This is a genomic window from Marinobacter sp. H13 (genome assembly GCF_059072335.1).
On record NZ_JCACRU010000001.1, the window covers coordinates 2,282,274 to 2,295,329 of the forward strand.

Here is a 13,056-nt window from a genome sequence, read left to right on the forward strand (position 1 = left end):
TCCGACCTGAAGGATTATTCGATAACGTCGCTGATCTGGACCGTTGGCTGAACGTTGGTGAAGTTCGGGATGTCGCCAAGAATTTCCTTGGCATGGGGGCCGAAGGCGGTCTGGAAATCGGCAACAGAGTCAAAATACATGTGGCCCATGGCAATGTAAGTGGGGCCCTCTCCCGGGGCGCCGCCGGCCAACCCGGATTCGATGGCTGTGCGCTTGCAGGCATCGCCCAGCCTGTCGCGGACCAACGCCATGTGCGTGTCTCGGTAGTAGGCAAGGTCAAAGGTGCTTTCTGCGGTTTTCGGATACATCACACTGACTTTGATCATTTCGGGCCTCGGTTTGTGGAATCGCGGGGACCCTCTTTTAGCGCCTCGGCCACCCGTTCGTCAATCTTGCGGATAAGCTCCTCGTCTGCCTCGCCAGAGGAATGTGCTTTTAACATGTCGGTGCTTGCCCGCAGATTGCCGATAAAGGTCCGGCAGTCCTTGCACATCATCAGGTGCATTTTGACTGACATGTTCTGGAGAACAGGCAGCTCGCCATCAATATAGTCGCTGGCAATTACCGCGAGATCCCTGCACATCAGCATTCGCCGGTCTCCTGGAAATTCTCCACCATCAGAAAGATCTTTTGCCTCGCTCGATGCAAAAGAACACGAAGATTAGAGGCACTGACGTCAAGAATGTTACAGACGTCATCGGATTTATGCTGGTGGGCTTCGTAGAGCATCAGCGCCGAGCGCTGGGTTTCCGGAAGGGAGGAGAGGTGTTTGTCGAGGCAATCGCTGAGGGCGCCGTTCTCCATCAGGGTGTCGGCGGATTCATGGAATTGAAGTTTGGGTGGCAACTCCCAGCGTCCTTTGGCGTTAAAACGATGGGCCAGTTCTGGCTCCAGGCTGTCCGAAAAGTCTGTTGGGACTTCCCTGTTGGCCGATCGAAGCTGATTCTTGCAACGGTTGGCAACAACCCGGTGCAACCAGGTTTTTAAACCTGAACGACCTTCAAAGCCATGGATCGCATCAATAACTTTAACCCAGCAATCCTGAACGGCTTCTTCTGCACTGGAATGATCCAGATAGAACCGGGCGACTGCTAACATGCCGGGGGTGTAGGCACGTACTGCTTCCTGAAAAGAGTCATTATCACCCGTTTTCAAGCCCTGAATCAGTTCTATCTCCTTTTCCCGACTTGAGTCAGTCATGACCGTTCCCTTTTATGAGCAATTGTTCAAGAATAGCAGTAAGTTTGGAAATCGGTCGATAAGTTCCCGGCGTATTCGGTAGGCGGTGTAATCAAATTGTTAGATATTCATGAGCAATCGTTGACACAATGCGTTGCCGAACGACGTACAACAACGGTCAGCCGGTAACGAACACTGAGCCCAAGGTTTGATGTAACACTTCCGGGATTGGGGTGTCTCTTCGTTATCACGTTCAAGGTAGAAAGGATTATTTCATGACACTCAAGAAATGGATTCTGGTCGCGTTGATTGCGGCTGTGGTTGTCGGGTTTATTGCCAGTGGTGGTAGCGAGCTTCTGACTCTCGAGAACCTGAAGCAAAACCAACAGTCCCTCGGTAACTGGATCGATCATAATCTGTTGGTTGCGGTGCTGGGCTTCGTTGTTGTTTATGTCGTGGTAACAGCGCTTTCTCTGCCAGGCGCTACCATCATGACTCTGGCTGGTGGTGCGTTTTTCGGCAATCTCTACGGTCTGGCAGCCGTCTCCGTTGCTTCAACTATCGGTGCGTCGCTTGCTTTCCTGGTGGCGCGGTTCCTGATGCGAGACACGCTTCGAAAACGGTATGGCGAAACCGTGGCGAAGATGGATCGCGGCATTGAAAAAGACGGCGCCTTCTACCTTGCAACCTTGCGGCTTGTGCCGGTGTTTCCCTTCTTCCTGATCAACCTGGCCATGGGCCTGACGGCCATGAAGCTGCGCACCTATGCGCTGGTAAGCTGGATCGCCATGTTGCCCGGCACCTTTGTTTATGTGAATGCGGGTACCCAGTTGGGCCAGATCCAGTCCACCGGCGACATCGTCTCGGCCGATCTACTGCTCTCCTTCGCGCTACTGGGTCTGTTCCCGCTGATTGCCAAATTTGTGGTGGGCTTTATCCGCCGCCGCAAAGTGTACGCCGGCTGGCAGAAGCCCGAACATTTCGATTACAACCTGCTGGTCATAGGCGGTGGCTCTGCCGGTCTGGTCTCGGCCTACATTGCCGCAGCCGTGAAAGCCAAGGTGGCTCTTATAGAGAAGCACAAGATGGGTGGCGACTGCCTGAATACCGGCTGCGTGCCCTCCAAAGCGCTTATCCGCAGCGCCAAGGCGGCGGACACCCTGCGCCATGCCAACCGGTACGGGCTGGAATCGGTGCCCGTTAAAGGCTCGTTCAAGAACATCATGAACCGGGTCAAGGATGTCATCGCGAAAGTGGAGCCCCACGATTCGCCGGAGCGATACCGCAAGCTGGGTGTGGACTGCATTGCCGGCGAAGCCAGCTTCGTGTCGCCCTGGGAGCTAGAGGTCCGGCACAATGACGGCCGCACCGAACGCCTGACCGCCCGCAGCATTGTGGTGGCCACCGGCGGCAAGCCGGCGGTACCACCGATTCCCGGCCTGAAGGACATGGAGCCGCTAACCTCGGATAACCTGTGGGAACTGCAGGAGCAGCCCGAGCGCTTGCTGGTGCTGGGCGGTGGTCCGATTGGCTCCGAACTGGCCCATGCCTTTGCCCGACTGGGCAGCAAGGTGACCCAGGTGGAGATGGGTGAACGCCTGCTGGCCAAGGAGGATGAGGATGTCTCCGAACTGGTTCTGAAGCAGTTCCAGGCGGACGGTGTGGATGTCCGGCTGAAACATGCTGCTGCCGAGTTCCGTATAGAGGAAGGAGAGAAAGTTGCCTATTGCGAGCACTCGGGTGAGCGGGTGCGCATTCCTTTCGACCAGGTTCTGGTTGCTGTTGGCCGTGCGGCCAACACCGCCGGCCTGAACCTGGAGCGGATTGGTGTGGATACCCTGCCGAACGGAACCGTACCGGTAGAGGAAGACATGAGCCTGAGGTACCCGAACGTATTTGCCTGCGGCGATGTGGCTGGTCCATACCAGTTCACCCACGCGGCGGCCCATCAGGCCTGGTACGCGGCGGTCAACGGTCTGTTCGGGCAGTTCAAGCGCTTCAAGGTAGACTACCGCGTAATGCCCTGGGTGACCTTTACCTCGCCGGAAGTGGCGCGGGTGGGACTCAGTGAAGCCGAGGCAACCGCGCAGGGCGTGGCCTACGAAGTGACCCGCTACGGGCTGGATGATCTGGATCGTGCCATTGCCGAGAGTGAGGATCATGGTTTTATCAAGGTGCTGACCCCGCCGGGCAAGGACAAGATCCTGGGCGCCGTGGTGGTTGGCAGCCACGCCGGGGAAATCCTGGCCGAATTCACCCTGGCCATGAAGCATGGCCTGGGCCTGAACAAGATTCTGGGCACCATTCATCCGTACCCGACCTGGAACGAGTCGGCGAAATACGCCGCCGGCGAATGGAAGCGCGCTCATGCCCCCGAAGGCATCTTGAAGCTGCTGGAAAAGCTCCATGGCTGGCGCCGGGGCAGGGGTGGAAACGAGCCGACAAAGCAAAAAGAAGTGACGACAAGCTGAGGCCATACGGCGATGACTGAACCAAACAGGCATCGCCCCTGTCTCTGCCCCTGGAATTCTGTACAAGCGAGGAGCATTCATGCCCCTGACTGAAGTTCGACCGGCCCGGAAAAATCGCATTCCGGCCGTGGAAGTCCTGGAACCCCGGGCCCGCGACAGCTGGACCCACACTCGCAACGGCGACCCCCGGGGTTACATCGATGGCGACAAGCTCAAAGAGCTGTGGATCCACACCGGCACCGCCTGCAACCTGGCCTGCCCGTTTTGCCTGGAGGGATCGCACCCCGGCGATGGCCGCATTCCGGGCATGAAACTGAGTGACGTAAAACCGTTTATCCACGAAGCCATCGACATGGGCGTGGAGCAGTTTTCCTTCACTGGTGGCGAGCCCTTTGTGATCCGCGACTTCGTCAATATCCTGGACTACGCCAGCCAGCACCGGCCCTGCTTCGTGCTCACCAACGCCACCGAGCCACTGCATAAGCGTCAGCATCAGGTGTTGCCCTTGCTGGACAACCCCTACCCGATCCATTTCCGGGTCAGCCTGGATTTCCCCGACCGGGCCCGGCACGACAAGGATCGCGGCGACGGCAGCTTTGATGAAGCCCTTCAGGGCATCCGTTGGCTGATTGAACAGGGCTTCAAGGTGTCCATTGCCCGCCAGACCGACCCGGAGGAAATTCTTGCGGACGTCGAAGCCGCGTTCCGTGAGATCTTCCGGGAATGGGGCATTCCGGAGGACCTGGCGTTTACCGCGTTTCCGGATCTGGGGACGCCTGGCTCCGAGGACGGCAGCCCGGAGATTACCGAGACGTGTATGGAGAAGTATCCGACGAAGGAATCCCGGTCGCACTTTATGTGCACCTATACGCGGATGCTGGTGAAGAAGGGCGATCAGGTTCGGGTTTATGCCTGCACGCTGGTGGATGATGACCCGCAGTATGACCTGGGGGGGACGCTGACCGAGAGTATGGATGAGCGCATTATGTTGCGGCATCACCGGTGTTTTTCCTGTTACCGCTTTGGGGCTAGTTGTTCGGCGCCGGCTTGATTCTGGTGTAGGGCCGCTCAGGACTGATTGCTGGTCATTGGCGGCCTGGGAGGTGAGGTTATTTTCCCTTGGGAAAAACAACTCGCTTCGCTCAGACATCTTTTTCCTGGCGGGAAAATAACCTCACCACCCAGACCGCGGGTACGGCTTTGCTATTCGGTTGTTGGCTATCTCCTTCGCCGGGGAAACCAGAACGGAAGTTGAACAAGGGGCAGGCCGGTAGGGATTTCAAAAAATGTGGAGCGCCATGGACGGCGCGACCAAGCCCCCCATGGATGGGTTCACGGGCGTTTTTTTGAAATCCCTACCGGCCTGTCCCGAAAGGCACCCAAACCAGAAACCCGGGAAAAACCCCGGATTAAACGACAAAGAACAAGGTAAGAAAACATGAACTTCACAGAGGCCTCCCTGTTCTGGGGATTCCTGCTGGTCTACGGCGTGGTGATGTATTGGCTGTCGCCCAGGAGCAAGAACGCGAATTCTTTTTATAAAGGCGCCGATGACCAGGGTAACCCGGTGGGGCAGTGGTCGCTTACGGCCAGTATTTTTATCAGCTGGATCTTTGCCAAGTCGGTGACCAATGCGGCGAACCTGGGTGCGGCTTATGGCGTGGTGGGCGGTCTGGCCTATGCCAGTTACTGGCTGTCGATTCCTGTGGCGGGGTATGTGATTTACCTGATCCGAACCCAGACCGGGGCGCGGAGTCTGCAGGATTTTCTGACCTCCCGCTTTGGCCGGCTGGCCAGTCTGGCGTTTGCGGCGGCGATTCTGATCCGGCTTTATAACGAAGTCTGGAGTAATACGGCGGTGGTGGGCGGTTATTTCGGGTTGCCCGGTGAGTGGGAGTATTACGCGGCGGCGATGCTGTTTACGGTGTTTACTCTGGCCTACAGCCTGAAGGGTGGGCTGCGGTCTTCGATTTTCACCGATGTGATTCAGGCTTTCGTGTTTGTGTTCTTTGTGGGAGCGGTGCTGTTACTGATCATTCCGGCCAACGATACCAGCGCCTTGCTGACCAATGGTGAGTTCCGGCTCAACGCCGGTTTTGACCTGCTGTTGGTGGCTTTGCTGCAGCTGTTCAGTTATCCGTTCCACGATCCGGTGCTGACCGACCGGGGCTTTGTGAACAAGGAAAAGACCATGCTGAAGAGCTTTGTGGTGGCCGGGCTACTGGGCTTCGTGGCGGTGTTTATCTTCAGTCTGGTGGGTGTTCACGCCCGTCTTAACGGCATTGAGGCCATGGGCAACGCGCCTGCTGCCGTGGGCCAGTCTCTGGGCCTGGCAGCGTTGTTCTTCATGAGCGTGGTAATGATGACGTCGGCGGGGTCCACCCTGGATTCCACTTTCACGTCGCTGGCCAAGTCGCTGGCGGTAGATCTGCCCAGGCTGGCGCAACGTGCTTCTGACAAGCTGCCGAGCATGCGGGTGGGTGCGATTGTGATGGTGATCTTTGCCTTCCTGGGCAACCTGCCGATGTTCGCCGGTACCGATATCCTCAAGGCCACCACCATCTCCGGCACCATGGTGATGGGACTGGCGCCGGTGTTCCTGTTTTATGGGTTCACCAAATGGTCGCCCTGGAGTTTCCATCTGAGTTTCTGGACCGGTCTGGGCCTTGGCGTGTTGCTGGCGGTTGGGCTGATTCCGGCAAGCTGGGCCATTGGCGATGGCAAGTACGCCATGTTGCTGGGCGTGAACGCCTACGGCTTCCTGATCTGCACGGCTGGCTTCTTTACCCCTTTATTGCTCCGTCGTCTTGCCGGACGGTCACTGGCGGCTGGGGAGGCCTGAGTCGATGAGCGAAGGCCGCAGCTGTCCGTTGGCGTACCGCTATTCTGCCGAGGATCTGTGTCAGGAGCCTCGCACGGTCTCCGAGGATGTGCTCTATATTATCGGCGGGCTGTATGGCAATCCCTGGGCCCTTGATGAAATTGAGCAGATGGCGCTGGCGGAGGAGCGACAGGGGCATCGGGTGAAGCTGGTGTTCAATGGCGACTTCAACTGGTTCAACGCCAGCGATAGCCTGTTCCGAACCATCAACAACCGGGTGTTGGATCACACGGTCAGTCTCGGGAATGTGGATTTCGAGCTGGCGAATCCCAGTGCCGGTGCCGGATGCGGTTGCGCCTACCCGGATTTTGTCGATCAGGGCGTAGTGGAGCGGTCGAACCTTATCATGGAGCGGCTTCAGGGGATTGCCGGGGAACATCCGGATATCCAGCGTCGCTTGTCCTTGCTGCCGCGGTATCGATGCCTGATCTTTGGAGGCCTAAAGGTTTTGGTGGTGCACGGGGATCTGGAGTCCCTGGCCGGATGGGGGTTGGCTCACGAAGCTTTTGTCGAGGGTAACGATGGCAAGCTCTCGCAATGGTTCCTGGCGTCGGGGGCCGATGTCATTGCCTCAACCCACACGTGCCTGCCGGTGCTCTGGTCGGGGTTGGTGGGTGAGCAGAGTCGGGTGGTGGTGAACAATGGCTCCGCAGGCATGGGGAATCTGCAATCAGACCCGCGTGGGCTGATCACCCGGATTGGTCTGTCCAGCCCCGTCATTGAGCCTGTTGCCGGAATTGAGCGGCATGGGCTGCATGTCTCTCTGCTGCCGGTGTCCTTCCCCCTTGAGGCCTGGTTGCCGGAGTTTGACCGGTTATGGCCGGCCGGCTCGCCCGCCGCCATCTCCTATCGGAACCGGATTCTGACTGGCACCTCACTGAGTGCCGATGATGTGGTTTTCCCTTCCATAATTTAACCATTCTGTTACTGGCGGATGGACCAAAGCAGTCTATTCTGAAATAGATGGCTGAGCCCCGCCGTATGCGGCCTTTCGGCCTGACTTGAAATATATTTTGTGGTCTATATAATTCAACACTAACTTTTTGCCACGAATTGATCTCGTTATGACATCAGAAGGATCGAATACCACCGCCATCACGCTTCGCACACCGGTGAAAGATGATGGCTTCAGGCTCCACCAGCTGGTGGCAGAGTGCCCGCCGCTGGACCCCAACTCGATTTACTGCAACCTGTTGCAGTGCAGCCACTTTGCCGAAACCGGCGTGGCCGCGGAGAAGGACGGCGATCTGGTCGGCTTTATCTCCGGATACATCCCTCCCCAACAGCCCGAAACCGTGTTTGTCTGGCAGGTGGCCGTGCATGAGAAAGGTCGTGGACAGGGCCTGGCCAAGCGGATGCTGAAAGAAATCGTTGGCCGTGATGCGTGCAAGAACGTCACCCATATGGAGACAACCATCACCGAGGACAACGAGGCTTCATGGGCGCTGTTCCGTTCGTTCGCCCGTGATATGGGAGCCGAGCTCACCTACCACGAGCATTTCGAGAAAGAGACCCACTTTGGCGGCAAGCACGATTCCGAATTCTTGCTGCGCATAGGGCCTTTCACGAAGCCAGCCTGAGGGCCGCGGTCCTGGATCAGCCCTGCAACAAGATTGCGGCGCTGTGAACGACTGTAAAGCTGTGATTTGAATTAGCCGGCGGACCACTGAGGTAGGTCTGTCACAGGGCTTTAATCAACGCACGGTAGGCCTATCGCTACCCCATCAGCAGTTTTTGATAAGCCACCGCGCATCTACCTCGAACCTGACATGCTAAGAGGCAAGACGATGGAAATTTTCAAGTCGACTGAATCCGAAGTACGTGTATACAGCCGTGCGTTTCCGGTTATCTTCAACCGTGCCAAGAACGCGCACCTGTACACTGAAGATGGCAAGGAATACCTGGATTTTCTCGCCGGCGCCGGGTCCCTGAACTACGGCCACAACAACGACACCCTGAAGAAGGCTTTGCTTGAGTACATCGAGGCAGACGGCGTGAGCCAGGGCCTGGATATGTTTACTACGGCCAAGCACGACTTCATGGAATCCTACAAGAAGCACATCCTGGATCCCCGTGGTCTGGACTACAAAATGCAGTTCACCGGTCCCACCGGCACCAACTGTGTGGAAGCGGCCCTGAAGCTGGCCCGTAAGGTGAAAGGCCGCAGCGGCATTATTTCCTTTACCAACGGTTTCCACGGCGTGACCATGGGCGCGGTTGCCACTACGGGTAACAAGCATCACCGCGGCGGTGTTGGCACGCCCCTGGGCAATGTCGACTTCATGTTCTATGACGGCTACCTGGGCGACGATGTCGATACCCTGGCGATCATGGATAAACTGCTGAGCGACGGCTCCTCCGGTTTTGAACTGCCAGCGGCGGTAATCGTCGAAGCGGTTCAGGGCGAAGGCGGTCTGAACGCCTGTCGCGCGGAATGGCTGAAAGGTCTGTCGGAGCTGTGCAAGAAGCACGATATTCTGCTGATCCTGGATGATATCCAGGCGGGCAATGGCCGCACCGGCGAGTTCTTCAGCTTTGAATTTGCCGGTATCAAGCCGGACATCGTAACGGTTTCCAAGTCCCTCAGTGGCTATGGCCTGCCAATGGCCTTGGTACTGTTCAAGCCGGAACTGGACGTGTGGGATCCGGGCGAGCACAACGGTACCTTCCGCGGCAACAACATGGCGTTTATCACTGCCCGCGCTGCTGTCGAGAACTACTGGAAAGACGATGCCTTTGCCAATGAGGTGAAGGCCAAGACCAAGGTGCTGGGCGATGCCCTTCAGTCGATTTGCGACAAGTACCCCGGTCAGTTCAAAATGAAGGGGCGCGGTTTGATGCGTGGTATTGAAGCAAAGCACGCAGACATCACAGGCCCGATTACCAAACGTGCCTTCGAGCACGGCCTGATCATCGAGACCAGTGGTCCGAATGATGAAGTCATCAAGTGCCTGATGCCGCTTACAACCAGCGAGGAAGACCTCAAGAAAGGGGCTGCTCTGCTGGCAAAAAGTGTGGACGAAATCATGCAGGAAGGGCTCAGCGAGGCGTCGTAAGACGCCTGCACCTCCGGACATTCATGCTGCAGGATAGCAAAGGCAAGATTATGACCAGCCAACTACATACCGTTGAGAAAATCGGCGGCACCTCGATGAGTAATTACGAGGCCGTCCGTGACAACATCATTATCGGTAATCGCAAGAAGGATAACCTGTACCAGCGCATTTTTGTGGTCTCTGCCTATGGTGGCGTGACCAACGAACTGCTGGAACACAAGAAGACCGGTGAGCCAGGCGTTTATGCCCTGTTTGCGGATGCAGAGTCTGACTGGGCCTGGGGTGACGACCTCACCAAACTGGTCAAGTTCCTGACCGACATCAACGGCGAGCTGTTCGAAGACCCGATGCTGAAGCAGCAGGCGGACCAGTTTATCACCGACCGGATTGAAGGTGTTCGGGGCTGCCTGATCGACCTGCAGCGTCTGTGCTCCTATGGCCAGTTTCAGCTGGAAGAACATCTGCTGACGGTGCGTGAAATGCTGGCGGGTATTGGTGAGGCCCACAGTGCCTTCAATACCGCCCTGAAGCTGCAGCAGGAAGGCATCAATGCCCGCTTTGTGGATTTGACCGGCTGGCGCGATAACGAGTTGCTGCCGCTGGACGAAAAGCTCAAGCAGGCTTTCGATGCGGTGGACCTCACCCGTGAGCTGCCGATCGTGACCGGTTATGCCCAGTGCAAGGAAGGTCTGATGCGTACCTTCGACCGGGGTTACAGCGAGATGACCTTCAGTCGGGTAGCGGTAATCACCGAGGCCCGAGAAGCGATTATCCACAAGGAATACCACCTGAGCTCTGCCGACCCCAACATTGTTGGCGCAGACAAGGTGGTGCCCCTCGGTCGCACCAATTACGACGTGGCCGACCAGCTGGCCAATCTGGGCATGGAAGCGATTCATCCCCGTGCCGGTAAAGGCATGCGCCAGAACGAGATTCCGCTGCGTGTGATGAACACCTTTGAGCCGGAGCACACCGGTACGCTGATCACCGGCGATTACGTCAGTGAGAAGCCTCAGGTGGAGATCATCGCGGGCGCCAAAGGCGTTTTTGCCGTCGAAGTGTTCGATCAGGACATGCAGGGCGAGCCGGGCTCCGATCGCCGTATTCTGGATGTATTGAGCCGTTTCAAGGTTCGTTTCATGTCCAAGGACACCAACGCCAACACCATTACCCACTATGTGGGCAGCACGCTGAAACACGTCAAGCGGGTGGTCAAGGCGCTGAAGGAAGAGTTCCCCAATGCCGAAATCAACACCCGGAAGGTGGCGGTTGTTTCGGCCATCGGCAGCGATATGAAGGTTCCGGGTATTCTGGCCCGTTCCGTGAAGGCGCTGGCCGATGAGGAAATCAGTATTCTTGCGCTGCACCAGTGCATGCGTCAGGTGGACATCCAGTTTGTGGTGGATGAGGACGACTATGAGAAAGCCATCGTTGCTCTGCATGGCGTTCTGATCGAGCCTCACAACCATGAGTATGCGATCGTCGCAGCCTGAGTTTCTGTAACCTCCCCGCACAATACCCACAGCCGACCGTCCGTGTCGCCTGTGGGTTTTTACTGACCCTGCCCCGGTAAATCCATCAGCTACAGCACGTCGTATTCTTTGGTGTAAATTCTGACCGGTACCTAAGCCATGCGAACGACCGAAAGGCTGGGACCGTCTCCGACAACGCCCAACGATGGTGAAAGGGATTCCCTGGTCGGGCTGTACTTCAGGGATGCGTCCCGGTATGAACTGCTGACAGATGAGGCCGAACGCCGCCTCTCCCGCAAACTGACACTGTGCTACCGAATCATCAGTACCGAACTGGCCCTGCCGGAGGAGACTCCGCAGACGTTCCGGGAAGTGATTGGTAGCCTCGGCGACGCCTGTGCGTTTTCATCTCGATGTCGCCGGGCCTTTCATCTGGCGACGGCTTGTCGTCGCAAGCTGATACAGAGCAATCTGCGTCTGGCGGTGCATATTGCCCGCCGTTACGGGCAGCACGGTATCCCTATGTCTGACCTCATCCAGGACGCCAACGTCGGTCTGATCAAGGCGGTAGAGCGTTTTGATCCCACCAAGGGCTTCCGATTCTCGACCTATGCCTACTGGTGGATAAGCGAGGAAGTCAAACGCTGCCTGCAGCGTGGGACCCGGCTGGTGCACACACCGGAAAACGTGGTGGATGAAATTCGCCAGCTGCACAAGGTGTCACTGCGAATGCATCAGAGCCTTGGGCGGACGCCTTCCCAATCGGAGCTTGCCCGCGAAATGGAGGCAAGCCCGTCGAGGATCGGCGAGTTAAGGGCGCTGGCGACCCGGGAGATATCAACCGATGTTCCCCTTGTTGAGGACGGGTCCGTCACCTTGGGAGACAGCCTGGACGCCGGCGACCAGATGGCGCCGGATCATCCGATGTCGGACAGGGACCGGCAGCGCACCCTGAAGTCGATGCTCAGCGAGCTGAATGATCGTGAGAAAGACATTCTGTCGCGTCGTTACGGTCTGGGACTGCCGGAACCGGAAACGCTGCAGGTGATTTCCGACGATCTTGGCATCAGCAGAGAGCGGGTGCGCCAGATCGAGAAAACTGCCCTGAAGAAGCTGCAGAGTCGTTACGAATCCCCCGAAGATGCGTTTGGAGCCTGACATCAGTCAGGCTCCGGCATTCCCCTTCAGAATTCAGTGAGCAGTGTGCAGCAGGAGAAACCAGGCTGCCGCTGTAAGCTGACAGACCAGTACCACCGAGGTGAGGACCAGTCTCAGACGAAGATACCAGGCTGGCCAATAGACCTTCATCCAGCGGGCGTCCACCAGATAGAGGGCGAGATAGGCACTCGTATACAAAACAATCTGGCCACTGACAGGAAGCAGTAGCCCTACCCCCGCAGCCACAAAAAAGACCTGGCTGAGTAACATGGTCATCAGTGGGGACAACGGGTAGCAGCAGTTGTCCAGCTGCATGGCAATGGGCCAATAAACGCCAGCCATAAACGCCAGAATGCCTGCGCTGTACAGATAGAAGTAGCCGAGAAGCGCCACACTGTATTGCGGCATGAAAAACAGCCCCGCCAGGAGGCCGATAAACGGGATCAATCCGGCGATGCCAACAAGGATGGCGAGTCTCGCTACAGCAATCACGGCTTCTGCCTCTGCACCCGGATTCGCATCGGTTCAACGTCGGTCGGTTCCATTCCCACCATTTCGTGGTAAGCGGAGGGGTGGACCACCTGGGTCTCCCGAATGTCAAACGACGCCAGGGTGTCCTGGATCTGCCAGGCACCCCGGAAAAGGCTGGTGGTTCCGTTCTTTTCCGAGAGGAGCAGGGTCTGCTTATCCATACTCAGGCGGGCCATGTAGTGCTGGCCCTCAAGCGAGAGGATCTCAAGCAGGTCGATAACCGGACTCTGCAGGCTTCTGAGTTGGTCAAGAGTGATTCGCACAGTAAAGCTCCGCGGTTTCAAACACTCCAGAACTTACGACCCCTC

General features: G+C 57.3%; 13 protein-coding genes. 8 read left to right on the forward strand and 5 right to left on the reverse strand.

Annotation, left to right across the window (positions count from 1 at the left end):
- Nucleotides 1–14: 14 nt before the first annotated feature.
- From AC5JQH_RS10530 to AC5JQH_RS10540, 3 genes are read right to left on the reverse strand one after another with little or no spacing between them, the layout of a single operon-like run.
- On the reverse strand, nt 15–326 hold the full coding sequence (locus AC5JQH_RS10530) for an EthD family reductase (RefSeq protein ID WP_008176874.1): 312 nt from the start codon (nt 324–326) through the stop codon (nt 15–17).
- Nucleotides 323–589: a zf-HC2 domain-containing protein gene (locus tag AC5JQH_RS10535; protein ID WP_008176876.1), complete on the reverse strand. Its 267-nt coding sequence runs from the start codon at nt 587–589 to the stop codon at nt 323–325. The genes AC5JQH_RS10530 and AC5JQH_RS10535 overlap by 4 nt, the downstream gene beginning before the upstream one ends.
- Nucleotides 583–1,200, reverse strand: a complete 618-nt coding sequence (locus AC5JQH_RS10540; RefSeq protein WP_273155801.1) for an RNA polymerase sigma factor — start codon at nt 1,198–1,200, stop codon at nt 583–585. Before AC5JQH_RS10540 ends, AC5JQH_RS10535 begins: the two co-directional genes overlap by 7 nt.
- A gap of 254 nt (nt 1,201–1,454) precedes the next feature.
- On the opposite strand from AC5JQH_RS10540, the gene AC5JQH_RS10545 reads away from it, so the two are divergent.
- The 8 genes from AC5JQH_RS10545 to AC5JQH_RS10580 all read left to right on the forward strand — a co-directional run bounded on the left by AC5JQH_RS10545 (nt 1,455) and on the right by AC5JQH_RS10580 (nt 12,217).
- Nucleotides 1,455–3,650: a dihydrolipoyl dehydrogenase family protein gene (locus AC5JQH_RS10545; protein WP_493805559.1), complete on the forward strand. Its 2,196-nt coding sequence runs from the start codon at nt 1,455–1,457 to the stop codon at nt 3,648–3,650.
- Between the two features lie 79 nt (nt 3,651–3,729).
- Complete coding sequence (locus tag AC5JQH_RS10550; protein WP_493791836.1) at nt 3,730–4,701, forward strand: radical SAM protein; 972 nt, start codon at nt 3,730–3,732, stop codon at nt 4,699–4,701.
- A 387-nt stretch (nt 4,702–5,088) separates the two neighbouring features.
- The gene (locus AC5JQH_RS10555; protein ID WP_493791835.1) at nt 5,089–6,492 is read left to right on the forward strand and encodes a sodium:solute symporter family transporter; all 1,404 of its coding nucleotides are present in this window, start codon (nt 5,089–5,091) and stop codon (nt 6,490–6,492) included.
- Nucleotides 6,493–6,496: 4 nt separating this feature from the next.
- Complete coding sequence (locus tag AC5JQH_RS10560) at nt 6,497–7,447, forward strand: metallophosphoesterase family protein (protein ID WP_273018451.1); 951 nt, start codon at nt 6,497–6,499, stop codon at nt 7,445–7,447.
- A gap of 148 nt (nt 7,448–7,595) precedes the next feature.
- On the forward strand, nt 7,596–8,111 hold the full coding sequence (gene ectA / locus AC5JQH_RS10565; protein ID WP_014578976.1) for a diaminobutyrate acetyltransferase: 516 nt from the start codon (nt 7,596–7,598) through the stop codon (nt 8,109–8,111).
- A 207-nt stretch (nt 8,112–8,318) separates the two neighbouring features.
- On the forward strand, nt 8,319–9,587 hold the full coding sequence (gene ectB / locus AC5JQH_RS10570) for a diaminobutyrate--2-oxoglutarate transaminase (RefSeq protein WP_008176887.1): 1,269 nt from the start codon (nt 8,319–8,321) through the stop codon (nt 9,585–9,587).
- 50 nt (nt 9,588–9,637) lie between these two features.
- Nucleotides 9,638–11,080: an aspartate kinase gene (locus tag AC5JQH_RS10575; protein ID WP_039882177.1), complete on the forward strand. Its 1,443-nt coding sequence runs from the start codon at nt 9,638–9,640 to the stop codon at nt 11,078–11,080.
- 138 nt (nt 11,081–11,218) lie between these two features.
- On the forward strand, nt 11,219–12,217 hold the full coding sequence (locus AC5JQH_RS10580; protein ID WP_008176892.1) for a sigma-70 family RNA polymerase sigma factor: 999 nt from the start codon (nt 11,219–11,221) through the stop codon (nt 12,215–12,217).
- A gap of 33 nt (nt 12,218–12,250) precedes the next feature.
- Here AC5JQH_RS10580 and AC5JQH_RS10585 read toward each other — a convergent pair whose 3' ends face one another.
- Complete coding sequence (locus AC5JQH_RS10585) at nt 12,251–12,709, reverse strand: DUF3429 domain-containing protein (RefSeq protein WP_014578978.1); 459 nt, start codon at nt 12,707–12,709, stop codon at nt 12,251–12,253.
- On the reverse strand, nt 12,706–13,011 hold the full coding sequence (locus tag AC5JQH_RS10590) for a DUF6482 family protein (RefSeq protein ID WP_493805560.1): 306 nt from the start codon (nt 13,009–13,011) through the stop codon (nt 12,706–12,708). Before AC5JQH_RS10590 ends, AC5JQH_RS10585 begins: the two co-directional genes overlap by 4 nt.
- Nucleotides 13,012–13,056 lie beyond the last annotated feature (45 nt).